The 26,706-nt window shown below is 64.8% G+C and carries 21 protein-coding genes; 7 read left to right on the top strand and 14 right to left on the bottom strand.

The genetic code is table 11. From position 1 onward, the window contains the following. Positions 1 to 2 precede the first annotated feature (2 nt). Positions 3 to 740 (bottom strand): class I SAM-dependent methyltransferase, encoded by a 738-nt coding sequence (locus M0D65_RS05120; protein WP_091011463.1) that lies wholly within the window; start codon positions 738 to 740, stop codon positions 3 to 5. Between the two features lie 130 nt (positions 741 to 870). Between M0D65_RS05120 and M0D65_RS05115 the strand changes: the two genes are divergently transcribed. Beyond that, positions 871 to 2,112 (top strand): NAD(P)/FAD-dependent oxidoreductase, encoded by a 1,242-nt coding sequence (locus tag M0D65_RS05115; protein WP_091011646.1) that lies wholly within the window; start codon positions 871 to 873, stop codon positions 2,110 to 2,112. A 64-nt stretch (positions 2,113 to 2,176) separates the two neighbouring features. Here M0D65_RS05115 and guaD read toward each other — a convergent pair whose 3' ends face one another. The 10 genes from guaD to M0D65_RS05065 all read right to left on the bottom strand — a co-directional run bounded on the left by guaD (position 2,177) and on the right by M0D65_RS05065 (position 15,088). Then, a complete protein-coding gene (gene guaD, locus M0D65_RS05110; RefSeq protein ID WP_091011464.1) occupies positions 2,177 to 3,514 on the bottom strand; it encodes a guanine deaminase in 1,338 nt (445 codons plus the stop codon). Positions 3,515 to 3,633: 119 nt separating this feature from the next. Further along, positions 3,634 to 4,680 (bottom strand): adenosine deaminase, encoded by a 1,047-nt coding sequence (locus M0D65_RS05105; protein ID WP_091011465.1) that lies wholly within the window; start codon positions 4,678 to 4,680, stop codon positions 3,634 to 3,636. A 67-nt stretch (positions 4,681 to 4,747) separates the two neighbouring features. Further along, the gene (gene xdhC / locus M0D65_RS05100) at positions 4,748 to 5,812 is read right to left on the bottom strand and encodes a xanthine dehydrogenase accessory protein XdhC (RefSeq protein WP_091011466.1); all 1,065 of its coding nucleotides are present in this window, start codon (positions 5,810 to 5,812) and stop codon (positions 4,748 to 4,750) included. Between the two features lie 64 nt (positions 5,813 to 5,876). Continuing rightward, on the bottom strand, positions 5,877 to 8,300 hold the full coding sequence (gene xdhB, locus M0D65_RS05095) for a xanthine dehydrogenase molybdopterin binding subunit (protein WP_266251587.1): 2,424 nt from the start codon (positions 8,298 to 8,300) through the stop codon (positions 5,877 to 5,879). Next, the gene (xdhA, locus tag M0D65_RS05090; protein ID WP_091011647.1) at positions 8,297 to 9,859 is read right to left on the bottom strand and encodes a xanthine dehydrogenase small subunit; all 1,563 of its coding nucleotides are present in this window, start codon (positions 9,857 to 9,859) and stop codon (positions 8,297 to 8,299) included. The genes xdhB and xdhA overlap by 4 nt, the downstream gene beginning before the upstream one ends. 439 nt (positions 9,860 to 10,298) lie before the next feature. Next, positions 10,299 to 10,808 carry a disulfide bond formation protein B gene (locus M0D65_RS05085; protein ID WP_091011468.1) on the bottom strand — a complete coding sequence of 170 codons (510 nt, stop codon included), beginning with the start codon at positions 10,806 to 10,808 and terminating at the stop codon, positions 10,299 to 10,301. A gap of 94 nt (positions 10,809 to 10,902) precedes the next feature. Continuing rightward, positions 10,903 to 12,279, bottom strand: coding sequence for an amidase (locus M0D65_RS05080; protein ID WP_091011469.1), 1,377 nt, complete (start codon positions 12,277 to 12,279; stop codon positions 10,903 to 10,905). A gap of 6 nt (positions 12,280 to 12,285) precedes the next feature. Beyond that, the gene (locus M0D65_RS05075; protein ID WP_091011470.1) at positions 12,286 to 12,963 is read right to left on the bottom strand and encodes a GntR family transcriptional regulator; all 678 of its coding nucleotides are present in this window, start codon (positions 12,961 to 12,963) and stop codon (positions 12,286 to 12,288) included. A 114-nt stretch (positions 12,964 to 13,077) separates the two neighbouring features. Continuing rightward, positions 13,078 to 14,394, bottom strand: a complete 1,317-nt coding sequence (locus M0D65_RS05070) for an MFS transporter (RefSeq protein ID WP_091011471.1) — start codon at positions 14,392 to 14,394, stop codon at positions 13,078 to 13,080. Positions 14,395 to 14,401: 7 nt separating this feature from the next. After that, positions 14,402 to 15,088: a DUF2848 domain-containing protein gene (locus tag M0D65_RS05065; protein ID WP_091011472.1), complete on the bottom strand. Its 687-nt coding sequence runs from the start codon at positions 15,086 to 15,088 to the stop codon at positions 14,402 to 14,404. Between the two features lie 185 nt (positions 15,089 to 15,273). On the opposite strand from M0D65_RS05065, the gene M0D65_RS05060 reads away from it, so the two are divergent. Both M0D65_RS05060 and M0D65_RS05055 read left to right on the top strand, forming a co-directional pair. Then, positions 15,274 to 17,031, top strand: a complete 1,758-nt coding sequence (locus tag M0D65_RS05060) for a cation:proton antiporter (RefSeq protein ID WP_091011473.1) — start codon at positions 15,274 to 15,276, stop codon at positions 17,029 to 17,031. Between the two features lie 188 nt (positions 17,032 to 17,219). Continuing rightward, positions 17,220 to 18,602 (top strand): gamma-glutamyl-gamma-aminobutyrate hydrolase family protein, encoded by a 1,383-nt coding sequence (locus M0D65_RS05055; protein WP_091011474.1) that lies wholly within the window; start codon positions 17,220 to 17,222, stop codon positions 18,600 to 18,602. A 44-nt stretch (positions 18,603 to 18,646) separates the two neighbouring features. On the opposite strand, the gene M0D65_RS05050 is transcribed toward M0D65_RS05055, so the two are convergent. Next, positions 18,647 to 19,180 (bottom strand): GNAT family N-acetyltransferase, encoded by a 534-nt coding sequence (locus M0D65_RS05050; RefSeq protein ID WP_091011648.1) that lies wholly within the window; start codon positions 19,178 to 19,180, stop codon positions 18,647 to 18,649. A gap of 330 nt (positions 19,181 to 19,510) precedes the next feature. Here M0D65_RS05050 and M0D65_RS05045 point away from each other — a divergent pair, with 330 nt between their 5' ends. Beyond that, complete coding sequence (locus tag M0D65_RS05045; protein ID WP_091011475.1) at positions 19,511 to 20,818, top strand: MFS transporter; 1,308 nt, start codon at positions 19,511 to 19,513, stop codon at positions 20,816 to 20,818. A gap of 236 nt (positions 20,819 to 21,054) precedes the next feature. On the opposite strand, the gene M0D65_RS05040 is transcribed toward M0D65_RS05045, so the two are convergent. After that, positions 21,055 to 23,028, bottom strand: a complete 1,974-nt coding sequence (locus M0D65_RS05040) for a tetratricopeptide repeat protein (protein WP_091011476.1) — start codon at positions 23,026 to 23,028, stop codon at positions 21,055 to 21,057. Between the two features lie 187 nt (positions 23,029 to 23,215). Between M0D65_RS05040 and M0D65_RS05035 the strand changes: the two genes are divergently transcribed. The 3 genes from M0D65_RS05035 to M0D65_RS05025 all read left to right on the top strand — a co-directional run bounded on the left by M0D65_RS05035 (position 23,216) and on the right by M0D65_RS05025 (position 26,406). Further along, positions 23,216 to 23,539 carry a helix-turn-helix transcriptional regulator gene (locus tag M0D65_RS05035; RefSeq protein ID WP_177228271.1) on the top strand — a complete coding sequence of 108 codons (324 nt, stop codon included), beginning with the start codon at positions 23,216 to 23,218 and terminating at the stop codon, positions 23,537 to 23,539. Further along, positions 23,536 to 24,576: a cation diffusion facilitator family transporter gene (locus tag M0D65_RS05030; RefSeq protein WP_266251576.1), complete on the top strand. Its 1,041-nt coding sequence runs from the start codon at positions 23,536 to 23,538 to the stop codon at positions 24,574 to 24,576. The genes M0D65_RS05035 and M0D65_RS05030 overlap by 4 nt, the downstream gene beginning before the upstream one ends. A 93-nt stretch (positions 24,577 to 24,669) precedes the next feature. Then, complete coding sequence (locus M0D65_RS05025; protein ID WP_266251575.1) at positions 24,670 to 26,406, top strand: FAD-dependent monooxygenase; 1,737 nt, start codon at positions 24,670 to 24,672, stop codon at positions 26,404 to 26,406. A 49-nt stretch (positions 26,407 to 26,455) separates the two neighbouring features. Here M0D65_RS05025 and M0D65_RS05020 read toward each other — a convergent pair whose 3' ends face one another. Next, positions 26,456 to 26,701 (bottom strand): formate dehydrogenase subunit delta, encoded by a 246-nt coding sequence (locus M0D65_RS05020; RefSeq protein WP_266251574.1) that lies wholly within the window; start codon positions 26,699 to 26,701, stop codon positions 26,456 to 26,458. Positions 26,702 to 26,706: the final 5 nt, after the last annotated feature.

Genomic DNA, 26,706 nt, shown 5'->3' with positions numbered 1-26,706 from the left:
GATCAGCCTGTCTTGACCGCGGCGACGTTGACGAGCGTTTCGCGGCGCTTGCCCGGCTGAGGATGGGACAGGCCGAGTCGTTCGAGCAGACCGAAGTCTTTTGCGCGACTCCACCACAGGTAGGGCAGCGACACGTTGTGCGTGCCGAACGCGAAGCCGGCATCGCGGATCATCTGCAGATAACCGTCGGCGCTTTTCTGCACGTGCATCGGATGGCGGAACAGCAGCCGGATGACCCACGAGCGGATGTATGCGTCGGTCGATTCGGCGAACAGCAGCACGCCGCCAGGCTTCAGGACGCGGCGGAATTCGCTGAGCGCGCGGTCCTGCTCGACGAGATGATGGAAGGTCTGGTGGCAGAACACGAAATCGGCGCTCGCGTCGGGTAGCGGCAGGTTTGCACAGTCGCCGTGCAGTAATTCGATGTCGATGGCGCGATCAGCCTGCGCGCGACAAGTGTGCGCGGCCGCTTCGGCGAGCACCAGCGACGGCGCATGAAAATCGACGCCGACGATGCGGCGTGGGCGGAACGCGCTGGCCAGCAGGCGGAACGAGATGCCTTGACCGCAGCCGACGTCGACGATCGTGGGCGAGTCAGGCAGCGGGGCGTCGACGAGCTGCTTGAGGTCGTTGATCGCGACGCGCAGCACGTGGTGTTCCCACGTGTGAGTACGCAGGAACCAGATGCCGAAGGCAGTTTCGGGCACGAACGGCACGCTGGAAAATTGAGATGGCGACACGTGGTTTCCCCGGTAGAGGTGCAGTCTCGCCGCGGCGAGCGTTCGACATTGTAAAGCCCGATGCCGGGGCGCGCGAGCGATGGCGACACCGCCCGGGACGGATCAATGCAGCGAAGAACAGGTGAGCGGAATGTCTTTAGATCAGAATGTGACCGTCGATGTAGCGATTATCGGCGCTGGGCCCGCGGGTGCCGTTGCGGCGGCGTTACTGCGGCGTGCGGGACACTCGGTGCGAGTGCTCGAACGGCAACATTTTCCACGCTTTTCGATCGGTGAAAGTCTGTTGCCGCAGAGCATGACCTACCTTGAAGAAGCGGGCATGTTGCAGGCGGTGGTTGAAGCGGGTTTCCAGTACAAGAACGGCGCGCACTTTATCTGCAACGAGCAGACGTCGTCGTTCGACTTCCGCGACAAGCACACACCGGGGTGGGGCACGACATACCAGGTCGAGCGCGCGGTTTTCGACGATCTGTTGATCCGCTGCGCACAGCAGCAGGGTGCCGAGGTCAGCTTTGGCCACACGGTGCGCGCGATCCAGACCGGTGCGGCGCCTGTGCTCGATATCGAAGACGAGGCGGGTGCGGCGTACCGCGTGCAGGCGCGCTTTGTACTCGACGCGAGCGGTTTCGGCCGTGTGCTGCCGCGGCTCTTGAACCTCGAGGCGCCGACACGGATGCCGACTCGCGCCGCGATCTTCACCCACGTACGCGACGGCTTGCCCGCTGGCACGACCGATCGCAACAAGATCAGCGTGGCCGTGCATCCGCGGCGGCGCGACGTCTGGTACTGGATGATTCCGCTGGCTGGCGGCCGCTCGTCGGTTGGCTGCGTGGCGGAGGCGAGCTTTCTCGATGTACCGGATGCAGAACGCGAAGCGAAGCTGCGCAGCCTGATCAACGAGGAACCCACACTGGGTAGACTGATCGGCGCCGCACCGTTCCTGATGCCGGTGCGGCAGATCGGCGGGTATGCCGCGAACGTCGAGAAACTGCACGGCCCCGGCTATGCGCTGCTCGGCAACGCCGGTGAATTTCTCGACCCGGTGTTTTCTTCAGGCGTGACGATCGCACTGCGCTCCGCGCATCTCGCGACGCGCGCGTTAATACGGCTCCTGCGCGGCGAGGCCGTAGACTGGCAGGCCGATTACGACGTACCGCTGCGCAAGGGTATCGATACGTTCCGTGCGTTCGTCGAGCGGTGGTATACCGGCGAGCTACAGGACATCATTTTTCATCCGCACCAGACGGAGGGAATCCGTCGCATGATCAGTGCGGTGCTAGCGGGTTATGCGTGGGACGAGACGAATCCGTACGTTGCCGACCCGGTGCGCAGACTCAATGCGCTGCACGAAGTTTGCATGCAACCGGTGTGACGTGGCGTGAAGCGTTGCGACGGGCGGTGCAATCCAGATGCGCCGCCCGCCGCGGAATCTCGGGTTACGCAGCAATCCTCGCACTGCGAGCCGCATGCACCCGCTCCCGATCGCGCTCGTGCACACACTTCCCAGCCGCATAAGTCGCGTACACCGCGCGATCGTCGCCGAGCAGCGCGAACGCAAACAGCAGTTCCTCCAGCGATTCCACCCGCGCCGTACGGCGCGCCAGCAACGGCGTCGCCGCCGGATCGAGCACGACGAAATCCGCTTCCGATTGCACGGCGAGCGTCCCGACCTTGTCGGCAAGATCGAGCGCCTGTGCGGCGCCGGCAGTGGCGAGCCAGAACATGCGCGTGGCACTCAGATGATGGCCGGTGAGGCGCGCGACCTTGTGCGCTTCGTTCATCGTTTGCAGCATCGAAAACGACGTGCCGCCGCCGACGTCCGTTGCGAGTGCGACCGGCTGCCCCGTTTCCCCTGCCTTGTCGAAATCGAACAGTCCGCTGCCGAGAAACAGGTTCGAGGTCGGGCAGTGTGCGGCGACGGTACGGGTCTGCGCCATCCGCCGACGGTCTTCGTCGTCGAGATGGACACAGTGTCCATACACCGCGCGCGGACGCAGCAGCCCATAGTGATCGTAGATGTCGAGATAGCTGCGATGACCGGGAAACAGGCTCGCGACCCATTCCACCTCGGCGAGATTCTCCGCGACGTGACTCTGAATAAAGATGTCCTGATGCTGCTTCGCGAGCACGGTGCATGCTTCGAGCTGTGCTTCCGTCGACGTCGGCGCGAAGCGCGGCGTCAGTGCATACATCTGCCGGCCGCGGTTGTGCCAGCGGCCGATCAGCTCGGCGCTGTCGTCGTAGCCCGATTGCGCGGTGTCGCGCAGAAACTCGGGGCAATTGCGATCCATCAGCACCTTGCCGGCGACCATCCGCAGGTTGCGCGCTTCGCTTTCGGTGAAAAACGCATCGGCGGAATGCTTGTGCACGGTGCAGTAGACGAGCGCGGTCGTCGTGCCGCACGCGAGCAGCTCATCGACGAAGAAGCGCGCGGTATCCGCGGCAACTGCGGGGTCGGCGAAACTGCCTTCGGTTGGGAACGTGTACGTCTCGAGCCACGGCAACAAGCCCGGTGCCGGCGACGCGATCATGTCGGTCTGCGGGTAGTGGATGTGCGAATCGATGAAGCCCGGCACGATGAGCTTGTCGCGCATCTCGTGCACCTGCGTGCCCGGTGCGAGCTGGGTCGATACGGTGTTCCATGCGCCCGCTGCGACGACACGGCCGTCATCGACGATGAGCAGGCCGTCTTCGTCGAAGACCGCTGCGTGGTGCGATTGCGCAGGATCGCCGTTGAATCTCAGCAATTGTGCGCGGTAAGCCGATTGAGTCATGGGAAAAACTGTCTCCGTCGTGTAGCGATTGAAGTGGTGTGGGTTGGTGGGCTGTGCGCGGTGGGGGGCCGCGCGGCCTTCGTGGGTTCTGTGGATATCGGTGACCTAAGTGCGCGCAGTTACTGCGCGCCATCGCCGTGCCAATGCGCATCGAGCCTTGCAATCAGCGCCGCGCGCTCGTCCGGCGTGACGAACGATGCTTCGAAGCTGTTGCGCACGGTCGTGTAGACCTCGGTATCGGTAAGCTTCAGCGCTTCGATAATTGCGAAGTAATTGGTGTTCACGTAGCCACCGAAGTACGCCGGGTCGTCGGAATTCACGGTGACGGCGACACCGCGATCGAGCAACTCCTTCAGCGTGTGCTTCGTGAGATCGTCGAACACGCACAGCTTCAGGTTGGAGAGCGGGCACACCGTCAGTGCGACGCGCGAATCGGCGAGACGCGCGACGAGTGCCGGGTCTTCGATGCTGCGCACACCGTGATCGACGCGATCCACTTTCAACAGATCGAGTGCTTCGTAGATATACGACGGCGGACCTTCTTCGCCCGCATGCGCGACGAGTTTGAGCCCTAGCGCACGCGCTTTCGCGAACACGCGCTCGAACTTCGACGGCGGATGGCCGCGCTCCGACGAATCCAGACCGACACCGATCAACCGGTGGCGATAGCGCTCGAAAAGCGGCAGCGCCGCATCGAACGTAGCGAGCGCATCTTCTTCGGACAGATGGCGCAGGAAGCACAGGATCAGCTTGCTCGACAGGCCCTGCTTTTCCGCATCGGCAAGCGCACGCTCGATACCCGCGACCACGACATCGATCGATACACCGCGTTCGGTGTGCGTCTGCGGATCGAAGAAGATTTCGGTGTGCGCGACATGATCGGCGAGGGCGCGCTCGGCGTAGGCCATCGTCATGTCGTAGAAATCCTGCTCGGTGAGCAGCACGCTCGCGCCTGCATAGTAGATGTCGAGAAACGATTGCAGATCGGTGAACGCATACGCCGCGCGCAAGGCATCGATCGATGCGTACGGCAGCGTTACGCCGTTGCGCTCGGCGAGCCGGAAGATCAGCTCGGGTTCGAGCGAGCCTTCGATATGAATGTGCAGTTCGGCCTTCGGTGCGCGTGCAACCTTGTCGGCGAGAGTGGGTGCGATCGTTGTAGTCATCTTCGATTCTTCGGGGGCAGGTTTGGTTTATTGAAAACAGATGCATATCCGGAGGGGCAGCTCCGGTTTATCCGATGTCAGGTGCAATTCGCCCGGCTGCGGCCAGCGCCGCGGCGGAAGGCCCGGCAGGCGCATTCGCTTCGACGGCCTGTAACAGCTGCGCAGCCGCGGAAACCGCGATGACTTCCGGCGACTTGTCGACGATCCCATCCACACCGAGCGGGCACTTCATCCGCGCGATCTGCGCAGGGTCGATGCCGCGCGCGGCAAGCCGGTGCTCGAACTGCTTGCGTTTCGTGTGCGAGCCGATCATGCCGAAGAACCCGTAATCGCCGCGCAGCAGGATGCGCTCGGCGAGTTCGAGATCGACCTGGTGGTTGTGCGTCATCACGATGAAATACGTGTTCGGTGCGGCTTCGTCGACGGCGGCGTCGGGCGCATCGTTTGCGTCGATCGTCAGGTTTGGCGCGTTGAGCGTTTCCGGTGGCGGAAACTGCGCGTCGCGCTCGTCGACCCAGCGCACGTGACAAGGCAAGGTGGCGAGCACACGCACGAGTGCGGCACCTACGTGACCCGCGCCGAACAACACCACCGAGAAGTCGCGCGGCGCGATGGTTTCGGTCAGCAACGCGCCGCTCGCTTCGAAGCCGGCGCCGTCCCACAGCAGACAGTCCGCGCTTTCCACACCGGGTTCCGGTTCGGACAGCAGCACGGCGTCCGCTGCGGCGGTATCCGCGGCGGGACCGAATGATACGCTACGCACCATCGATTGCCCGGCCGCGATGCGCTTTGCCAGCGACGTGACCCAACCGAGATCGCCGATATCGAGCCGCTCGAACGCGAGCACGACCGCACCGCCGCAACATTGGCCGAGGCTCGGGCCGAGCGCAAAGCGTTCGAGCCGACGCATGCGCGGTGTGCGCATGCCGTCTTTGAGCACCTTGCGAGCGCTCTCGATTGCTTTCCACTCGAGATGGCCGCCGCCGATCGTATGCCGCGCCGAATCGCGCGTGACGATCATCTTCGTACCGGCCCCGCGCGGTACCGATCCTTCGGCACGCGCCACCGTGACGAGCACGACAGCATCGCCGTGCGCGAGCAGTTGTTGCAGATCGGGTAGCCAGGCTTGCATCCGGCATTCTCCAGTAAGGCCCGCACGAGGTATCCGGGTGGGCGGTTAGGTACGGTCGATGCGACTAGACGGCGGTATCGGCCGTCTTTGCTGACGGCGGTGTCGCCGCGCCGGCCGCGTTCGGTTCCTGATGTTCCTGTTCCTGTGGCGGCGCACCGAGTGCCTCGATCGCGTCGAGTATTGCCTCCGGCGTCGCGGGCGCGCGCAGCGGCGGCGCGCGCTTCGCGTGAGGCACGGCTGCGGCGATCGCATCGCGAAGCGCCAGGAACACCGAGAACGGCAACAGCAACGGCGGCTCGCCGACGGCCTTCGAACGGAACACGGTCGGCTCGGCGTTTTCGTTGCGATAGAGCCGCGTGTAAAACGCAGCCGGTGTGTCGCTTACGGCGGGAATCTTGTAGGTGGAGGGCGCGTGCGTCATCAGGCGGCCGTCGCTGTTCCACCAGAGCTCTTCGGTGGTGAGCCAGCCCATGCCCTGGATAAACGCGCCTTCCACCTGGCCGATATCGATGGCCGGGTTGATCGATTGACCCGCGTCGTGCAACAGGTCGGCACGCACCAGCTTCCATTCGCCGGTCAGCGTATCGACGACGACCTCCGATGCGGCCGCACCGTACGCGAAGTAGTAGAACGGATGGCCGGTCAACGTCTTCGCGTCCCAGTGGACTTTCGGCGTCGCGTAGAAACCATCGGACCACAACTGCACGCGTGCGAGGTACGCGCTCTCGACCAGTTGCGCGAACGGTATCGATGCGCCGTTCGCGTGCACTGTGCTGTCTGCGAAACGCACGTCCTGCGTTTCGCCACCGAGTTGTTGCGCGGCCAACGCGGCCAGTCGCTCGCAAATGATGTGCGCGGCTGCTTCGGCGGCCTTGCCGTTCAGGTCGCTGCCGGTCGATGCCGCCGTTGCCGACGTGTTCGCGACTTTCGATGTATCGGTGGCTGTCACGCGTACGCGCGACAACGGCAGGCCGAACGCGTGTGCAACCACTTGAGCGACCTTGGTGTTGAGCCCCTGGCCCATTTCAGTGCCGCCATGATTGACGAGCACCGAGCCGTCCCGGTACACGTGAACAAGCGCGCCGGCCTGATTCAGAAACGGCACGTTGAACGAGATGCCGAACTTCACGGGCGTCAGTGCAATGCCGCGCCGGAGTATCGGGCTCGTCGCGTTGAATGCGGCGATTGCATTGCGGCGCGCCTCATACTGGCTCGTCGCGAGCAGTTCGTCGGTAAGCGGCGCGAGGATGTTGTCCTCGACGCGCTGACCGTACGGCGTCACATCGCGCTCTCCGACGCCGTAGTAATTCACGCGCCGCACGTCGAGCGGATCGCGCTGCAACTGTCGCGCGATGTCATCGAGCATGACTTCCATCACGAGCGCGCCCTGCGGGCCGCCGAAGCCGCGAAACGCCGTGTTCGACTGCGTGTTGGTCTTGCAGCACAGCGCGACGATATCGACATCGGACAGGTAGTACGCGTTGTCGACATGGCAGACGGCGCGTGTCGCGACGGCGCCGGACAGATCGGCGGAATAGCCTGCACGCAACGCGATCTCGACGCGCACGCCGGCGATGCGACCGTCGTCGTCGAAACCGACTTCGTATTCGTACGCAGCGTCGTGGCGCTTGCCGGTGATCGTGAAGTCGTCGTCGCGATCCGCACGCAACTTCACCGGTCGATTCAGCCTGCGGGCAGCGAGCGCGGCCGCGCAGGCAAACACCGCCGATTGCGATTCCTTGCCGCCGAACCCGCCGCCCATCCGCCGGCATTCGCAGACCACGTTATGCGCGGGCAGGTTGAGCATGTGCGCGACCAGCGCCTGCATTTCGCTCGGATGCTGCGTCGAACTGTAGATGAGCATGCCATCCATCTCTTGCGGCACCGCATACGCGATCTGCCCTTCCAGATAGAACTGCTCCTGGCCGCCTACTTCGAATGTGCCGGTCATGCGATGAGCCGCCGCCGCGATACGTGCGGCGGGTGCGCCGCGAGTCAGATGCAGCGGCGGCAACACGAACGATTGACGTGCCTTCGCTTCGGCGATGGTGAGTACCGCTTCGAGCGGCTCGTAACGGACCACGTCTTCGCTTGCGGCGAGCGCGGCTGCGCGGCGCGCGAGCGTGTGGCTCTGCGCGATCACGACGAATACCGGCTGGCCGAGATATTGCACTTCGCCGTCGGCGAGAATCGGATCGTCGTGCAGTACCGGGCCGCAGTTGTTTTCACCTGGAATGTCGCTCGCTGTCAGCACGGCGACGACGCCCGGCGCGGCGCGCACGGCGGCGAGATCCATCGAGACGATGCGCGCATGTGCATGGCGCGCGAGGCCGAGCGCCGCGTGCAACGTGCCGTGCAGTTCGGGTAGATCGTCGGTGTAGTGCGCTTCGCCGCTCACGTGCAGTTGCGCCGACTCATGCGGCAGCGACACGCCGATCGACGCGTGGTTTGCGTCGTCTGCAGTAGAAGTGTCGATGCGCGAGCTCATGGCTGAGGCTCCTTCGCGAGCGTGACTTCGTCGGCTGCGTCATGCACGTCACGCGTGCCGAACGCAAATGCGTTCACGTCGTGCAGACCAAGCGGCGCGTTGTCGCGCGTCTCCAGATGGAAGCGCCACAGCAGATTGCGCGCCACCTTCAAACGATAGGCGCCCGACGCGCGCATATCGGTCAGCGGTTGATAGTCGGCGGCGAGCGCATCCATCGCGCGACGGGCGGTGGCCGCATCCCAAGGCGCGCCTGTGAGCACCGCTTCCGCCTGGGCCGCACGCTGCGGCACCGCCGCCATCCCACCGAACGCGATGCGCGCGTTGACGATCGTGTCACCGTCGACGCGCAGTGCGAACGCCGCACACACCGCCGAAATATCCTGATCGTAGCGCTTCGATACCTTATAGGTGCGAAAGCGCAGTGTGGGAGCCGGTCGAGGCACGCGGATCGCCGCGACGAATTCTCCGGCCGTGAGCGCCGTTTTCCGGTAGCCGGGATAGAACGCATCGAGCGGCACGGTGCGCGTTTTGCGCGCATGGCGCAGCACGACCTGCGCACCGAGCGCGATCAGCGCGGGCATCGAATCGCCGATCGGCGAGCCGTTCGCGATATTGCCGCCGAGCGTGCCCGCATTGCGGATCGGCAGCGAGGCGAAGCGGACCCATAGCTCGGCGACTTCGGGGTAATCGACGGCGAGTGCGGCGTAGGCCGCTTCGAGCGATACCGCCGCGCCGATGGTGAGTGTCTGCGCATCGCGCTCGATGGTCTTGAGCGCTGCCACGTTGCCGACGTACAGGATGTCGCCGAGGTCGCGAAACTGCTTGGTGACCCACAGGCCAACATCGGTGCCGCCGGCCAGCACGCGCGCCTGAGGATGCTGCGCATACAACTGCGCGAAGCCGTCGAGGTCGACCGGCGCATGGAACGTCGGCGAACCGGCGGCGGTGCCGCGCACGTCGGGGGCGGTATAGGTGAAGGCGTGGCGACGCTGGACCGGTTCGAGCGCAGCGCACACCGCAGCGCGATCGAGCGCGACGCGCGGGTATTGCGTGTAGTCGAACATTTTCTGCGCGGCATCGACGATCGGGCGGTAGCCGGTGCAGCGGCACAGATTGCCGGAGAGTGCGGCGGCGATTTCATCGCGTGTTGGCAGGCCGGCGTCGGCGGGCTGGTTTTCGTAGAGCGCCCACATCGACATCGCGAAGCCGGGCGTACAGAAGCCGCATTGAGAGCCGTGACAATCCACCAAAGCCTGCTGGACCGGATGCAGTGCGCCGTTAGCGGCGCGCAGGTCTTCGATAGTGAAGAGGGCGCGGCCATCGAGCGTAGGCAGGAACTGGATGCAGGCGTTAACCGCTTTCAGCGCGAGCGAGCGTTGCGGACCCAGCTCGCCGACCACCACCGTGCACGCGCCGCAATCGCCTTCGGCGCAGCCTTCCTTCGTTCCCGTGCAATGCAGGTCTTCGCGCAGGTGCTGCAGCACGGTGCACGAAGCGGGCACGTCCGTGACTTCACGGAGGGCCCCACGGTAATAGAAACGGATGGTTTGCGTTGTCATGGCGAATCCGAAAGACATTGCGGACCGGGCGCGCGTTACGCATGAGGTCGAGCCGTAGCCGGCCTCGCGCACGTAGATCGCCATCCATGCCCGAAGATAGCACCACCGCGCGTGGAAAGGATTCCCTGCCGGTAATGGGGGTTATCAGCCGCGGGTCATGACAACCGTACGATTCGCCCGCGCGGCGGAAGTTGCGTGGGGGCGGGAAGGGGCGAAAGGCGGTGGAAAGTGACGTGAAGCGGTTGGCCGGAGACAGGAAAGGCCGCGGAATGGGCCGGGTCAAAGCGGTGACGCCGGACCTGTCAACGCTGCGCGGCCACGCAAACGCCGCTGACCCCGCGGCGCCGGCATCGCGGGCTCCGCCGCAGCCGCCCCACATCGACCGGCAGTACAGCGGACAGGCCGTCCGGCAACGAGCGCGCCGGGCGGCAACCCCGAATCAGCTGATGCGGCGCCGGTTACGCACGAGACTGCGCACGAGCGGCACGAACGCGACGACGAAGCCGAGCAGCGACCACATCGGCAGCGTCAGGCCGAGAATCGGCGGATAGGCGGTTTCGCAAAGGCCCGCCACCTTGAACACGCCGGGCAGCCAGTGCGCGGGCGGCAGGCTGTCGACGACCGGTTGCAGCGCGTCGAACCCGCAGCTAAACCCCGGGTTCGCCTGCACGTAGACGTGTTTCGCCGCGGTAGCGATGCCGGCTGCCGCCGACAGCACGGCCAGCAGTTCGAGCAGGCGCACGCCGCGCCAGCCGCGCAGCCGCGCGCCGAGGAACGCGAAGATCGCGATCAGCAGATAGAAGTAGCGCTGCATGATGCACAGCGGGCACGGGTCTTCGTGCTTGAAGTACTGGAGGTACAGCGCGCCGGCCACCAGCGCAAGACAGATGAAACCGAGCAGGACCAGCAGGGAGCGCTCGCGGCGCAGGACGGCGTTGTCGTTGTTCATGGATCGATCGTGTGGCGGTCGGTGAATGCCGGGGGAGCTCCCCCAGGCGGGTGCCCGCGATTCTAGCGCGAACCCGGGCCACCGCGCCTTTCGTCTAACGGATCGTCGTCAGAACGGCCTCGGCGGCCCGGCCGAGGGCCAGCAGCGCGTCGTCGTTGTGCGGGGCGCCCGCCAGCATCAGGCCGACCGGTGCATCGCCGCGCCGGTGGCAGGGCAGCGACAGCGCGCACGTATCGAGGAAGTTGAACGCGCTCGGATTGCGCAGGATCAGCGCGTTGGTGCGACCGAATGCCTCATCGTCGTCGATCAGGTCGGCGACGCGCGGCGGCACGACAGGCACGGTCGGCGCGACCACCGCGTCGAAGCGCTGCCACAGCGCGCGGGCTGCTTCCAGCATCGCGTGGCGTTCGGCGAGCAGGTCAAGATAGTCGGCGGCGCTGGCCGGCTGTCCCTTCAGGATCCGGACCAGCACGCGCGGATCGTAGAGGTCGCGATGCTTTTCCAGCAGCGGCCGGTGCCAGGCGTACGCTTCGATCGGCGAAAAGCCGAAGCGGTTGATTTCCGCCAGGCGGTCGAGCGGCGCGAAGCGGACTTCCTTGACGATCGCGCCGGCGGCTTCGAGATGCTTGAGCGCCATATCGACAGCTTCGGTGACCGCCGGCTCGACACCGTCCGTTACGTAGTTGGTTAACACGCCGAGGCGCACGCCTTCGAGCGGCCGGGCGGCCGGCACACGCGGTTCCAGCCCCGCCAGCATCCGGTCCACCAGCGCGCAGCACGCGACCGACACGCCGATCGGCCCGAACGAATCGAGCGTTGACGACAGCGGCACGCCGCCTTGCTTCGGAATCCGCTCGGCGGTCGGTTTGAAGCCGGTCAGACCGCACAGCGCGGCCGGGATGCGGATCGAGCCGCCGGTGTCGGTGCCGAGCGCAATCGCCGCCATGCCGTCGGCGACCGAAGCCGCCGCGCCCGACGAAGACCCGCCCGAGATCCGTTCGTCGCCGGGTTCGCTGCGCCGGTACGGCGACAGCGGATTCCCGTAATGCGGATTGAGCCCAAGCCCTGAAAACGCGAACTCGCTCATGTTGGTGCGCCCGACGATCACCGCTCCCGCACGCTTCAGCCGCGCGACGGCGATGGCATCGGCGGTGGCGGGCGGCGCATCGGCGAGCACGCGGGAACCCGCGCGCGTCACCTGGCCTTCGATATCGAACAGGTCCTTCACCGACACCGGAATCCCCGCGAGCGGCGACAGTACGGTGCCCGCGGCGCGCAGACGGTCGTGCGCATCGGCGGCCGCGCGGGCGCTGTCGGCATCGACATGCATGAAGACGGTCGATCCCTGGCCTGCCGGATCGGCGATCCGTTCGAGCGCGGTTTCGACGAGCGCGCGGCTCGTGGTGCGACCGGCGGAGAGATCGGCGGCGAGTTGGGCGAGCGGCGGGAAAGGTGTGAAATCGGTGGTCATGGTCGTTCAGATCCGGTTGAAAAGCGTCGCGCGGAACGCTTCGATATGACGCTGCACGGACTGGCGCGCGCCGTCCGCATCGCGTTCGCGCAACAGGCGAAACAGTTCGAGATGCTCGTCGTGGACGTCTTCGAGATGGTGCGGCTCGGACAGCGAGATGAACCAGAAACGCAGCGAGCGTTCATGCAGTCCACGCAGGATGTCGGCGAGCACCGCGTTGCGCGAGGCGGCGGAAATGGCCAGATGGAACTCGCGATCGATGTCCATCATCCCTTCGACGTCATGCGCCGCGACGCAGACCGCCGAACGTTCGAGCAGCGCTTCCATCGCTTCGAAATCCTGCGCCTGCGCATGGCGCGCCGCGAGTTCGACGCAGTAGCTCTCGTTGACGAGCCGCACATCGATGATCGCGAGCACGTCGTCGAGCGAGACCGGGCGCACCATGATGCCCTTGCGCGGCATGATCGTGAGCATGCCTTCGTGAACGAGCCGGTGCAGCGCCTGGTGAACGGGAGTGCGACCGATGCCGGTCAGCGCCATCAGTTCGGCTTCGTTGAGCACTTCGCTTGGGCGCAGACGCATCGTGATGATCTCGCGCTTGACGAAATCGTAGGCCTGTTCGGCGAGGCTCGCGGCGTTCTGTGGCTTGGGGCGAGCGCTGCGGGAAGTCTGCGGGAGCGTCATGAAAAGGAGTGCGGTCGGTGTGGCCGCATTGTAGAACACGGCTGCGCGGCAAACAGGGCGCAGCGGGCCCGCGGACTCACCGCGCTGTCGGCGCTGCGAGCTGCGGTGTGAGTATTACGCCGCACTCGTCGCACCGTGCAGTACCTTCACGCGCGGCATCGCGAGCGTGACAAGTCCACCGACGATCAATGCACCAGCGATCAATAGCAAGCCGTAAGTCACGCTATGCGTCGCATCCTTGACGATGCCGAGCACATACGGGCTCACGTAGCCGGCCAGATTCGCAATCGAATTGATCACGGCAATGCCGGCGACCGCAGCCGTACCTTGCAGAAACGTCGTCGACATCGACCAGAAAATGCCGAAGCCCGCGAGGATGCCGACGTACGCGATCGACAGACCGGTTACGGCAAGCGGAATCGAGTTCGTGACTGACGCACTGCCGATCAACCCAGCCGCGCCAAGGAAGCAGCACACCGCGTAATGCCACCGACGCTCGCCCGTCACATCCGACGAACGGCCGATCAGGATCATGCCGATGCCCGCCGCGAGATAGGGAATCGCGGTGACGAAGCCGTTCGTCAGCAGGTTCGTCACGCCGAGGTCCTTGACGATCTGCGGCAACCAGAACGAGAAGCCCGCATTGCCGGTGACGAGACAAAAGTAGATCAGCGTCAGCAGCCAGAAGCGACTGGAGCGCAGCGCGACGGCAAGACTGTGTTCCGCGCCCGCTGCGGCCGCGACGCTGTTTTCGCGGGCGAGCCGGCCGAGGATGGCGTGCTTTTCTTCGGCGGTGAGCCAGGCGGCGTCGGCGGGGCTGTTGCGCAGCACGGCGAGCGCCCAGAAGCCGGTCAGGATCGACGGAATGCCTTCGATCAGGAACATCCACTGCCAGCCGCGCAGTCCGTGCGCTTCATGCAGCGCCGACATCAGGAACCCCGACAACGGCGCACCGATGATGCCCGCCACCGGAATCGCCGCCATGAACACGGCGACCATCCGCGCGCGCCGGTCGGACGGAAACCAGAACGTCAGATACAGCACGACGCCCGGCACGAGACCGGCTTCGGCGACGCCGAGGAAAAAACGCAGCACATAGAACGTGGTCTCCGAATGCACGAACATCATCGCGCACGACAGCGCGCCCCACAGGATCGTGATGCGGGCAATCGTGGCGCGTGCGCCGAAGCGCTTCAAAAGCAGATTGCTCGGCACCTCGAACACGAAGTAACCAAAGAAGAAGATCCCTGCACCGAGCCCATAAGCTGCATTCGACAGGCCGAGGTCGCCGGTGAACTGCAGCTTCGCGTAGCCGATGTTCACGCGGTCGAGATACGACAGCACATAGACCAGAAACAGGAACGGCATGATGTGCCAGGTGATCTTGCGCAGCGCGCTGGCTTCGGCGGAAGCGGCGGGAGTGAGGTTCATGAAAGACTCATTCGACGATGGGTAATGCGCGCACGCGATACGCGTGGCGCAGCGTGCGGTTCAGCACGGGGTCATGCAGTTCGAGTTCGAGCGCATCGCCGTCTCCCATCCCGACGATGCCGCCGATCACCGCCAGCGTGCCGCAGAACATCGCCGCGCCGGCCGGCACCGGTGCGCGTTCGAGCAGATCGGCGGCGGCGAGCAGCGAGGCCACGCTGCCTTGCTGGTACAGGCGACGCTCGCCGTTCAGTACGGCATGCGCGCGCAACTGCAACTGATCCCAGTGGCCGACGACGTCGTCGAAGCGCCACGCATCGCGTGCTACTGGCTTCGGGCAGATCTGCTTCGATACGGTTACGCCGTAGGCTTCGACTTCGCGGTCCGTGTGGTCGGAGCCGATCGTCACGAGCAGTCCGTCGGCGCTATGGACCAGCACGCACTCGGCTTCGCCGCTCGATTTCGTGCCGACCACGTCGATCTGTTCCGCCTGCGTGAGCAGGCCGGCGCCGAGACGGTAGAAGAGCGGTGTCGTGGACGGGCGTTTGACGCCGAGCGCGGCGAGTTCGGCGATGTGATGCTCGATCGCCGCCTGGTCGCGGCCGGCCCAACCGGCGATCGTCAACCGGTTGAGATCGACGGTGGACGGGGCGCTCGTTCCCGAGCGGCTCACGACATTGAACGACACCTGCGACATGACTGAACTCCAGATTGAATATGCGATAGATATTATTGTGATATTTCACAGACGTCCAGTCTGTCAAAAACATTCCTTGAGATGACTTAGGCCGTGCGCAGGATGCCGGACGGCCTAAGTCCGGCACGTCGCACACGTGCGTTACTATTCGGTCTCGACATTACTTTTTGTAAGGAAAGGCGCCCATGCACCACGGAATCGGCTTCATTCAGGATCTGGCGGTCGTGATGGCGTTTGCCGGCGTCGTCACCGTGCTGTTCCATCGCCTGAAGCAGCCGGTGGTGCTGGGCTATATCGCGGCGGGCGTGATCATCGGGCCGTACACGCCGCCGTTCCAGTTGATCCACGACGAGGCGACCATCCAGACGCTCGGCGAACTCGGTGTGGTGTTCCTGATGTTCTCGCTGGGGCTCGAATTCAGTCTGCGCAAGCTGTTCCGGGTCGGCGCGACCGCCATCGTCGCGGCGCTCTCGGAGATCGTGCTGATGCTGTGGATCGGTTACGAGATCGGCAGTGCGTTCGGCTGGAGCCCGATGGATTCGTTATTTCTCGGTGCGATCCTCGCCATCTCGTCGACGACGATCATCGTCAAGGCACTCTCCGAACTGGGTCTTAAGCGCGAGAACTTCGCGCAACTCGTGTTCGGCATTCTGATCGTCGAGGACATCCTCGCGATTGCGATGCTCGTGCTGTTGTCGGGCATCGCGCAGACCGGTCAACTCAGCGCGGGCGTTGCACTGATGACGCTCGGCAAGCTGCTGCTGTTCATGACCGTGTCGCTGGTGGTCGGCATTCTGGTCGTGCCGCGTGCGCTCAATTACGTGGCGCGTTCGCGCAGCGACGAGATGCTGCTCGTATCGGTGCTCGGTTTCTGTTTTGGCTTCTGTCTGCTGGTCGTGAAGCTCGACTACAGCATCGCGCTCGGCGCGTTCCTGATCGGCGCGATCATGGCCGAGTCGCGGCACCTGCATCGCATCGAGCATCTGATCGCGCCGCTGCGCGACGCGTTCTCCGCGATCTTCTTCGTGACGATCGGCCTGATGCTCGATCCGCGCATCCTCGTCGACTATGCATGGCCGATTGCGGTGATCACGGTGGCGGTGATCGTCGGCAAGATCGTGTCGTGCGGCCTCGGCACATTCCTCGCGGGCAAGGACGGGCGTACCGCGATGCGCGTCGGCATGACCGTGTCGCAGATCGGCGAGTTCTCGTTCATCATCGCGTCGCTTGGGTTGACGTTGAAGGTGACGAGCGCGTTTCTGTATCCGATCGCGGTGGCCGTGTCGGCGCTGACCACGTTGTTCACGCCATATCTGATCCGCGCCGCCGATCCGATTACGCAGCGTCTTGGCCGCGCGATGCCGGCTACGCTGGCCAACGTGTTCGGTATGTACTCGCAATGGCTTGGTAGCTTGCGGCCCGCGAGCAACGAACCGACGCTGCTCGGCATGACGCGGCGGATCGTGCTGCAGATCGCAGTGAACCTCGCACTCGTCGCGGCGATTTTTCTCGGCGTTTCGTATGGTGCGCCGCATGCAAGCGACTTCCTTGCGCACTGGGTGAATTCGGAGCCACTGCAGCGCGTCGTGCTGTGGAGCGGGGCGCTGCTGGTGTCGCTGCCGTTTCTCGTCGCGGTCTATCGCAAGACCAAATCGCTCGCGTTGTTGCTCGCGGAAGTCAGCGTACAGCCGGCGAAAGCGGGGCGCTTCACGAGCGCGATCCGCTATGCGATTTCCGACCTCGTGCCGATCGTCTCGATGGTGGGGGTATTCCTGCTGGTGGCGGCGCTATCGGGCGGCATTCTGCCGCCGACCGGTCTGCTCGTCGCCGTACTCCTGTGCGCGGCATTGCTGGTGGCATTGCTGTGGCGCTGGTGCGTGAGAATTCACGCGACGTTGCAGATCGCATTGCGCGAAACGTTCGAGGAACAGCCTGATCCGTGAAGCGGGTTGCCAGCCAGGTGCCACCGAAGTACTACCCAGGCAGGCCCGGCTGAGGCTGTGACGGTCGTCATGTGACAGAAACACACTAATGTGAGCAATTGTGTGCTGGTTTGCCGGGCACTCCTGGCTGAAGGATAATGGGTTCACATCCATTCGTTCGCGTGTCCAGACGCGCCTGTGCCACCGCCATGAGCGAAAACAAACCTGATCAGCCTGCCGTACCGGGCACCCCCTCTCCCTCCACCGCCCACCCGGATGCCGCGAAGCCGGCGCCACCTCCGTCTGCTACACCACCGGTGCAAGCCGCTACCGAAGCGTCATCGACCGATTCACCCGTCAGTGCCTCGAACGTCACGCCTGCCGATCCCGGCGCCGCGCAGCGGCAAGATGCGGCCGAAGCGCGTGCTTCCGCTGCACAGGCGACTGCAAGGCAGGAAGCCGAGGTGCGCGCGCGGACCGGCGGTGCACATGCGAACCAGGGTGCCGGCGCGGAAGCAACCGCAAATGCCGGCGCGAGCCCCGGCGAGGTGTCGGCGGCCGGGGCGGAACAGGCCAGTACCAGCGATGTCCCTGGGGAAACCGCGGCAGCCGCATCCGCTGCGCGCGCCGGTGCACCGCCACCCGGTTTCGGCGCGGCGCCGGATTTCAGCGCATCGAATCCGCCGCCGCCCAATGCGATACCGCCAGGCCAGCCCGCGTACCTGAAGCAGGCCGATTCCGCGTGGTCGGTGTTTGGACGGATCGTCGCGGCGCGGGCGCGGCGCATCTTCGATCGTGCCGGCCAGCGCATCACGCAACGCACATTACGCATTGGTGTCTCCGCACGGATCTTCCATCCTGAGCCCGGTGCGAAGGGATTGCGCGGCAAGACGCTGCAATACCTCGAGGAATCGATTGCGCACTGGGTGATGTCGCGTGATGTGCTCGTGTTCATGATCCCGACGGTCGGTCATCAGGGCATGCTGCACCCGAGCAACATTCGTCTGCGCGATTACGCGAAGCATCTCGATGGGCTGCTGCTGCAAGGCGGTGCGGATGTTTCGCCGCAGTCGTACACGGAGGCCGCGACGCATCCCGAATGGCCCGGCGACCGCGTGCGCGATATGTACGAACTGGAACTGCTGCACGAGTTCGTCGAGTCGGGCAAACCGGTGCTCGGTGTGTGCCGTGGGTGCCAGCTCATCAACGTCGCGTTCGGCGGCACGCTGTATCAGGACATCGCCACCGATGTGCCGACCGCCGCCGTGCACGTCAACGAGCACTACGACCAGCATCGCCACTCGATTCATTTCCCCGATGGCTCGACGCTCGCGAACATGTTCCCGGGCCGGCGCGAGGCGATCGTCAACTCGATCCATCACCAGGCGGTGAAGACGCTCGGGCGCGATCTGAACATCGAAGCCGTGTCGGCGACCGACGGCATCATCGAAGCCGTGCGCTACCGGCGTGCGCCGTTCGTGGTGGGCGTGCAGTGGCATCCGGAGTTTCATCGTGCGGGTGGGCCGGAGCTGCTCGATTGCACACCGTTGCTCGATACGTTTTTACGCGTCGCGCGCGAGACGCGTTTCTAGCCGCGGGTTTTCAGGTGCGATAGCGGAGGGGCGACCTGTGAAACTCAGGTCGCCGTTGCTCGATCGAGCCGATAGATATAACGCAGCGCGGTGATATCGATGCCGCCCATCTGATCGGGCTCCGCGCCCGAGAACTGCCAGCCCTGGCGCTCATAGAAGCGGATCGCGGGCGTGTTGCCTTCGAGCACATATAGATAGAGCTGTACCGCGCCCTGAGCGCGTGCCCAGTCCTGGGCGGCGCGCATCAGCAGCTTGCCCGCGCCGATCCCCTGATGCGCGGGGAGCGCATGCAGGTTGTCGAGGAGGACGCCCCAAGGCGTGTCGATCTGACGTTCCACACAGACAAAGCCGATCGCTTCGCCGTCACGTTCGGCGATCAGCACGATGCGCCGTTCGGCGCCCGGCGCGTTCATCCGGTCGAACCAGTAGGCCGCGCGTTCTTGCGCAACTTCGCTGTCGAGAAAGGCGTCGGGCAGCAGCCCGCGATAGGTGGCCTGCCAGCTCGCGGCGTGGATCGACGCGAGCAACGACGCGTCATCGACAGTGGCGGGGCGCAGCGAAACAGAAACGGTGGACATCGAGGCAGGATTGGGTCGAAACAGACGAACGCAGAGTGTACCGCCGCAACTGGCGTGCGCGTGTGAACCTTCGCCTGCCGAGCGGTATGCGGCGCGACGCAGCGCAAACTGGCCGCGGGAACGGTAATATTCGAGTCGCTGATGATGCTCGCGTGGCCCCATGTTTACCCTGATATCGCAGCAATAACCGCAGCGTCAAAATTCAGCGCCCCTGGCGCGTGTTCCAGCTTGTCCGCCCCGGGCTATCCACTTGCCGATGCAGTGGATTGTCGTTAGTTAACTCCCCGATCCTGCCACCGTCCGCCGGCAACGGGCTCACCCGAGAGTGTCATGTCTACTGCGTCCCACGCGTCTCACGCGTCTTCCGCCGAGGAATCGAAAGTCCGCACGGTGTTCCGCGTCGTCAGCGGGAATTTCCTCGAGATGTACGACTTCATGGTCTACGGCTACTACGCGTCCGCGATTGCCAAGACCTACTTCCCTGGCGGCAGCGAATTTGCGTCGCTGATGCTGTCGCTATCGGTGTTCGGCGCCGGCTTCCTGATGCGTCCGCTCGGTGCGATCGTGCTCGGCGCGTATATCGATCACCACGGCCGGCGCAAGGGCCTGATTCTCACGCTCGGCTTGATGGCGCTCGGCACGCTGACGGTGGCCGCGATACCGGGCTACGCGACGATCGGTATTCTCGCGCCGGTGCTCGTGCTGCTTGGGCGTCTGCTGCAAGGGTTCTCCGCGGGCGTCGAACTGGGTGGCGTGTCGGTGTATCTGTCCGAGATCGCGACGAAGGGCCACAAGGGCTTCTATTGTTCGTGGCAGTCGGGTAGCCAGCAGGTCGCGGTGGTGTTCGCGGCGCTGATCGGCGTGCTGCTCAACAAGCTGTTGCCGGCCGACCAGATGACGGCGTGGGGCTGGCGCGTGCCGTTCCTGATCGGCTGTCTGATCGTGCCGTTCCTGTTCCTGATCCGCCGCTCGCTGAAAGAGACCGACGAGTTTCTCGCGAGGAAGCATCGCCCGTCGATGGGCGAGATCATGAAGTCGATGGCGCAGAACTGGGGCGTGGTGCTGGGCGGTATGGGCATGGTGATCATGACCACCGTGTCGTTCTACATGATCACCGCTTATACGCCGACGTTCGGCAAGGAAGTGCTGAAACTGTCGTCGCTCGATACGCTCGTCGTGACCGTCTGTATCGGTCTCTCGAATCTGATCTGGTTGCCGCTCGCGGGCGCGTTGTCGGATCGTATCGGTCGCCGGCCGGTGCTGCTTGCGTTCACGATCCTCACTATCCTGACCTCGTACCCGGCGGTGCTGTGGCTCGTGGCGGACCCGTCGTTCGGCCGTCTGCTCACCGTCGAATTGTGGCTCTCGTTCCTGTACGGCAGCTATAACGGCGCGATGGTTGTGGCGCTGACCGAAGTGATGCCGGCCGACGTTCGCACTGCGGGCTTCTCGCTTGCCTACAGTCTCGCGACGACGATCGGCGGTTTCACACCGGCCATCTCGACGCTGTTGATCCACTCCACGGGCAACAAGGCTGCACCTGGTTTGTGGATGGCCGTGGCTGCGGTATGCGGGCTGATCGCGACGCTGATGCTGTATCGCACGCCGGAAGCGCGGAATCAGTATCGAAACGCGTAGTGGCGAGCGGTGCGTGAGCGGCGTGCCGCTCGATAGTGACTTGCTGGTGTTGAACTGAACCCCACTTGCCTTTGCGGCGCGTGGGGTTTTTCTTTGGCGGTTTGATGTTGCTTAGGTGCTGGACGAGTGCTGGCTAAGTGTCGCTTGGGTGCCGTTTAGGTACCGTTTAGGCGCAACGTCCAGGCAGTGTTTAGTTACCACTTAGGTGCGGCCAGGGTGCCGTGTAACGAAAGCGTCTAGCCGTCACGCAGCGCGCGCGCGACCGTTTCCACAACTTCATCCCACGCACCTGGCCGCGGCTGGCGCACGAGCCGCGCGCCGGGATACCACGGGCTGCGCGTGTCGTCGGTGAACCAGCGCCAGTCCGCGGCGAACGGCAGCATCAGCCAGAGCGGCCGATGCAGCGCACCGGTCAGATGAGCGATCGACGTATCGATCGAGACCACCGCTTCCAGCCGTTCGACGATCGCCGCCGTGTCGGCGAAATCGACGATGCGTTGTCCTGTCCGCTGACCCATGCGATGAATCGATGCGGCCCGCGGGTGTGCATCGAGTGCCGCATGATCTTCCTCGCTCAGATCGGGTTGCAGCACGATCCAGTCGATGCCTTCCAGCGCGAACAGCGGGTCGAGCGCCGCGAGCGGCATCGCGCGGTTTTCCTGCTGCTGGATGCGGCCCGACCACGCGAGCCCGATCTTGCGCTTCGCGTGTCCGCCCAGCGATCCGCGCCATTTGCGCTGATAAGCAGGCGGCACGGTGAGGTAGGGCGCGCGCGCGGGGATCGTGTCGAAGGTCGTGCCGAAGGCGAGCGGCAGGCTCGGTAGCGGGCAGTGCAGATCCGCGTTCGGCCGCGACGTGCCTTGCGCGATCAGCGTGACGCGCCATGCGCGCGCTGCGGGTTCGAGTATCGGGATCAGTTGCGGCTGCACCTCGAGTATCACGCGCGCCGCACGCTGTGCGAGCTCGGGTACGTAGCGCACGAACTGCAGTGTGTCGCCGAAGCCCTGTTCCGCGTAGACCCGCAGCGTGCGCGAGTCGAGTGGTTCGCCATGCCAGCGCGGCAGGGCGGCTGAGGTGGCCGTCGATGTCGGCGACGGATGCGGTGCGGCAGACACGTGCAGCATATTCTGCCCATTCGCAGCACTCGCAGCATTCGATCCATTCACCACGTTTGACGCGTTCACCGCATCCGCATGCGATACAACCCGCAGTCGCCATTCGTATTCGGGCAACCCACGCGCGAAGTCGCCCAGTGTCAAACGCACGAGCGCGCGATTCATATGCGCAGGCGCGAGCTCGGGCCGCAGACGCAGCGCCTGATCGAATGCGCGCAGCGCCGCCGCGTGCGCGCCGAGCGCGTGGTGCGCCGTGCCGAGGCTCAACCACGCAAACGCAAACTGCGGATCGAGACCGACCGCGCGCTCGAAACGCGGTAACGCCTGCGCGTGCTGGCCGAGTGCGGCGAGCGCGTTACCGAGGCCGAACAGCGCGGGCGGCAGATTCGGTTGCAGCGCGAGTACGGTTTCAAATGCATCGATGGCTTCGCGATGCTGGCCAATTGCATCGAGCGTGTTGCCGAGATTGAATTGCGCGGCGACGAAGCGCGGTTCGGCGGCGAGCGCCGCGCGAAATTCGACGATCGCTTCGTGCGGCTGATTCAGCGCATTGAGCGCCATCCCGAGATTGTTGTGCGCGCCCGCGTGGCCAGGGCGCAGTTCGAGCGCGCGACGAAACGACGCGATCGCCTCGCGATGCTCGCCCAGCGCATGCAGCGCGTTACCAAGATTGTTGTGCGAGGACGCGTCCTGCGGTTGCAGGCGCAGCGACTTGCGAAACGCGTCGGCAGCGTCTTCGTGCCGACCGGTTGCCGCATACGCATTGCCGAGGTTGTAGTGCGCCATCGGAAAGGTCGGCGCGAGCGTCAATGCATTGCGAAACCGTTCGATTGCACTGTCCAGCTGGCCCATTGCCTTCAGCGCATTGCCGAGGTTCAACTGCAGCGCGGCGTCGTCCGGGCGCAGATCCGCGGCGCGGCGCACGAGGTCGGCCGCTTCCGCGTGCTGGCCCTGCTGGTGGCGCAGCACGCCCAGCAGATGCAGCGCATCGACATGTACGGGATCGGCGTCGAGCGTCGCGCGGTAATCGCGCTCGGCGTCGGCGAGGCGGCCGTCAAGATGTGCCGCGTACGCGCGGTCGAAAGCAGGTTCCATGACGGAAAAGGACGGATCGGGTGAGGCAGAGCGCGCATTTTCCCACACTCGCCGAGCCGTTCCGCGATTTGACCGGTCAAGTGGCATCGGATAACATGTGAATACCTGTTCACATGTTATTTCCATGCTGTCCGGTTCTCATGTAATTCATGTAATAACCGGGCGCCACACTTCTGCCGATACCTCCATGCTGCCTGCCGTCGTCGACGATCGCGTCGTGCCCATTGCCGATCTGTTCCGCCTGCTCGGCGATCCGACGCGGCTGCGTATCGTGCTCGTCTGCGTGGACGAAGAGCGCGCCGTGGGCGCGATTGCCGATGTGCTCGGACTGTCGTCGTCGCTGGTCAGCCATCATTTGCGGTTGTTGCGCGCGGCGCGGATCGTGCGCGCGGAGCGTCAGGGCAAGCAGGTGTTCTACCGTGCGGCCGACAGCCATATCAGCAATATGCTCGCGGACATGCTGGAGCACGTCGCCGAACCGGCCAACGAACTTACCCAGGATACAGAATGACGAATACGCCAGCCGCCGGCGAACATGAGCACGGCGACGATCACGATCACGAAGCGCATGCCGGCCATGACCATGACAATGACCACAGCGGCCACAATCACGGCGGTCATGACCACAGCCACGGCGGTCACAGCCATCACCATCATCACGCGCCGGTGCAGGGCCAGGGCCGCGCATTCGCACTCGCCGTCACGCTGAATATCCTGATCGTCGTCGTACAGGCGGTCTACGGCGTCCTCGCGCATTCGACGGCGTTGCTGGCGGATGCGGGCCACAACCTCTCGGACGTGCTCGGTCTGCTGCTCGCGTGGGGCGCGATCTGGCTCACCGCGCGCCGGCCGTCGGCACGCTATACATTCGGCTTCGGCAGTTCGTCGATTCTCGCGTCGCTCGCCAACGCGGGGTTGCTGCTGTTCGCATGCGGCGTGATCGTCGCCGAAGCGATTAACCGCCTGCTTAACCCGGCGCCCGTAGCGGGATTCGACGTGTTCGTCGTCGCCACCATCGGCATGATCGTGAACGGTTTCTCCGCGTGGCTTTTCATGCGCGGCCAGGAGAAGGATCTCAACGTGCGCGGCGCCTTCATGCATATGGCCGCCGACGCCGCCATCTCCGGCGCCGTTGCGGTGAGCGGTCTCGTCATTCTCGGCACCGGCTGGACGTGGCTCGATCCGGTGATGAGCATCGTCGTGGTTGCAGTGATCGTCTACGGTACGTGGGGTTTGCTACGCGATTCGATCCGACTCGCGCTCGATGCCGTGCCACCCGGCGTCGACCTGCAGCGCATCCGCAGTTTTCTCGCGCAGCAGCCCGGCGTCACCGATGTTCACGATCTCCACGTATGGGCGTTATCCACCACGGGCAACGCGCTGACCGCGCATGTCGTGATGCCCGCGGGCCATCCCGGCGACGCTGCCGTCGACGGCATGGTGATCGCGCTGCGCGAGCGCTTCGAGATGCATCACGCGACGTTGCAGGTCGACCTCGGCACGAGCGATCATCACTGCACGCTCGACAGGCCGCCGCATTCGCACTGACCGTACCGAACCAGCGTACGCTTTGATGCGCCGCGTCGAAGGCCGGCTACACGGCGGCGTACACTAGCGACGTGTTCATCCGCGGAGGCCAGCATGACAGCTGCTTCCTTCGATGCAGCGCCGGTGCTGATCGTCGGCGCGGGTCCGACCGGGCTCGCCGCAGCGATGAGTCTGGCCCGTGCGCACGTTCCCGTCCGTCTGATCGACAAGGCGCTGCAACCCGATCCGCATACGCGCGCGATCGGCATCCAGGCCCGCACACTCGAACTCTTCGAGCAACACCGGATCGTCGAGCCGTTTCTCGAGCTTGGTCATCGAGCGCGTGCGGCGAATCTCTACTCGAACGGTCACCGGCTCGTCCAGCTCGATTTCGATCCGCTGCAGACGCGTTATCCGTATCTGCTGTTCCTCGACCAGTCCGTCACAGAACGATTGATGACCGGGCATCTCGCGACGCTCGGCGTTACCGTCGAGCGCGGCGTCGAACTGACGACGCTTACGCAAAACGCCGCCGGTCTGAGCGTGAACGTGCAGCGTACGGACGGTCATGTCGAAACGTTGCACCCCGCCTGGTTGATCGCCGCCGACGGCGCGCACAGCTCGATCCGCAAGCAGCTCGGCATGAGCTTCGCCGGCAGAACCCTCGCGCAGACTTTTCTGCTCGCCGATCTGCACGCGGACACCGAATGGCCCACCGACGAGTTCCATATCTTCGCGTCAGGCGAGGGAATTGCCGCGCTGTTTCCGATGGGCGATGGCCGCCATCGCTTGATCGCCGATCATGCGGCGGTACCGGTTGCGGGCAACCTTAAAGGTGACGGCGAAAGCGAAGCGACACAGACACCGCCGGTGCCGTCGCTCGACGAGTGCCGAGAGATCGTCGAGCGGCGCATTCATCATCCGGTCGCGCTGTCGGCGCTTGCATGGTCCGCGTACTTCCACGTGAACAGCCGCATGGTCGAACAGTTACGCATGGAGCGCGTCTTTTTCGTCGGCGACGCTGCGCATGTGCACAGTCCGGCCGGTGCGCAGGGTATGAACACGGGCATTCAGGAAGCCTTCAATCTGGGCTGGAAACTGGCGCGCGTGCTGAAAGGCGATGCGCCGGATCGGTTGCTCGACACGTACCACACGGAGCGTCATCCGATCGAACGCGAGGTGCTGCGGCAGACCGGTTTCGTCATGCAACTCGCGCAGGCCGATCACGGGCCGCTCAAGCTGCTGCGCGAACGCGTGATGCCGGCGCTTGCCGCGCTCGGTCCGCTGCGCGATGCGGCCCGTCGCCAGGTCAGCGAACTGGCTGTGCAGTATCGGCGCTCGCCGCTCACGCTCGAGCGCGTGCTCGACGGTGGCCCGCATGCCGGAGCGCGTGCGCCCGATGCGCTCGTGCATGTCGTCGATGGGCCGCTGGGACGTGTGCCTGGCACCGGGTGCATATTCGATCTGCACGATCCCGCGTTCTTTTCGCTATTCCTGCTGGTTGCCGCGGACGAAGGCGGAGAGGGTGGGGCCGGTGGCTTGGGGTTGAACGACTCCGCCTCGACTTCAGAAGCGCCGCGCGACAGCGCGCTCGATCAGCTTGCGGCAGCGGTGGAGCACGCGTTACCCGATGCCGTGCGCGTGTGGCGCGTGACGGATATGGTCGGCGATGGAGCGTTGTCGTTGAGCGATGCGTATGGTCGTACGCGCCCGTCGTTCTATCTGGTGAGACCCGATGGGTATATCGCCGCGCGCGGCCGGCCGTCGTCGGATCTGCGCGCGTTACAGCGCTACTGCGACGCGTGGTTCACGAAGAATGCATTGGCTGGAGAAGAGTCGGAGGCCGGTTAGGCGGGACGTGCAAGCCGGTACAGCGCACATCGAGCTGCGCCATCGCGCATCAAGCAGCGGCCGCCGCCGGCGTCAGCGACACGCGATGCCGCAGCAACGCCTCGCGAACGATCGCCGACATCTCGTTGTCCGCGGGCGGCTGGTCGAGCGTCGCCAGCAACGTGCGGCGCATGCGCGGCTCCCAGAAGCGGCGAATATGATCGGCGATACCGTCGAGCGCTTCCTCGCGATCCGGCATCGACTCGAAAAACTCGCCGATCCGGTTCGCCATGTCGATCAGGTTCTGTTCATCCATCGCCT

It is taken from the genome of Paraburkholderia sp. CHISQ3, assembly GCF_030464945.1.
Classification (GTDB): domain Bacteria; phylum Pseudomonadota; class Gammaproteobacteria; order Burkholderiales; family Burkholderiaceae; genus Paraburkholderia; species Paraburkholderia megapolitana.
The sequence above is the reverse complement of the archived record's forward strand: the minus strand, read 5'-3'. Positions and strand labels throughout refer to the sequence as shown.

Excerpts from the sequence above, each read along its gene's own strand:
- M0D65_RS05045 (WP_091011475.1), top strand. The coding sequence starts at position 19,511 with ATGTCTACTGCGTCCCACGCGTCTCACGCGTCTTCCGCCGAGGAATCG.
- M0D65_RS05040 (WP_091011476.1), bottom strand. The coding sequence starts at position 23,028 with ATGGAACCTGCTTTCGACCGCGCGTACGCGGCACATCTTGACGGCCGC.
- M0D65_RS05055 (WP_091011474.1), top strand. The coding sequence starts at position 17,220 with ATGAGCGAAAACAAACCTGATCAGCCTGCCGTACCGGGCACCCCCTCT.
- M0D65_RS05085 (WP_091011468.1), bottom strand. The coding sequence starts at position 10,808 with ATGAACAACGACAACGCCGTCCTGCGCCGCGAGCGCTCCCTGCTGGTC.
- xdhC (WP_091011466.1), bottom strand. The coding sequence starts at position 5,812 with ATGCAAGCCTGGCTACCCGATCTGCAACAACTGCTCGCGCACGGCGAT.
- M0D65_RS05030 (WP_266251576.1), top strand. The coding sequence starts at position 23,536 with ATGACGAATACGCCAGCCGCCGGCGAACATGAGCACGGCGACGATCAC.
- M0D65_RS05020 (WP_266251574.1), bottom strand. The coding sequence starts at position 26,701 with ATGGATGAACAGAACCTGATCGACATGGCGAACCGGATCGGCGAGTTT.
- M0D65_RS05080 (WP_091011469.1), bottom strand. The coding sequence starts at position 12,279 with ATGACCACCGATTTCACACCTTTCCCGCCGCTCGCCCAACTCGCCGCC.
- M0D65_RS05025 (WP_266251575.1), top strand. The coding sequence starts at position 24,670 with ATGACAGCTGCTTCCTTCGATGCAGCGCCGGTGCTGATCGTCGGCGCG.
- xdhA (WP_091011647.1), bottom strand. The coding sequence starts at position 9,859 with ATGACAACGCAAACCATCCGTTTCTATTACCGTGGGGCCCTCCGTGAA.
- M0D65_RS05075 (WP_091011470.1), bottom strand. The coding sequence starts at position 12,963 with ATGACGCTCCCGCAGACTTCCCGCAGCGCTCGCCCCAAGCCACAGAAC.
- M0D65_RS05115 (WP_091011646.1), top strand. The coding sequence starts at position 871 with ATGTCTTTAGATCAGAATGTGACCGTCGATGTAGCGATTATCGGCGCT.
- M0D65_RS05050 (WP_091011648.1), bottom strand. The coding sequence starts at position 19,180 with ATGTCCACCGTTTCTGTTTCGCTGCGCCCCGCCACTGTCGATGACGCG.
- M0D65_RS05065 (WP_091011472.1), bottom strand. The coding sequence starts at position 15,088 with ATGTCGCAGGTGTCGTTCAATGTCGTGAGCCGCTCGGGAACGAGCGCC.
- guaD (WP_091011464.1), bottom strand. The coding sequence starts at position 3,514 with ATGACTCAATCGGCTTACCGCGCACAATTGCTGAGATTCAACGGCGAT.
- xdhB (WP_266251587.1), bottom strand. The coding sequence starts at position 8,300 with ATGAGCTCGCGCATCGACACTTCTACTGCAGACGACGCAAACCACGCG.
- M0D65_RS05070 (WP_091011471.1), bottom strand. The coding sequence starts at position 14,394 with ATGAACCTCACTCCCGCCGCTTCCGCCGAAGCCAGCGCGCTGCGCAAG.
- M0D65_RS05105 (WP_091011465.1), bottom strand. The coding sequence starts at position 4,680 with ATGACTACAACGATCGCACCCACTCTCGCCGACAAGGTTGCACGCGCA.
- M0D65_RS05060 (WP_091011473.1), top strand. The coding sequence starts at position 15,274 with ATGCACCACGGAATCGGCTTCATTCAGGATCTGGCGGTCGTGATGGCG.
- M0D65_RS05035 (WP_177228271.1), top strand. The coding sequence starts at position 23,216 with ATGCTGCCTGCCGTCGTCGACGATCGCGTCGTGCCCATTGCCGATCTG.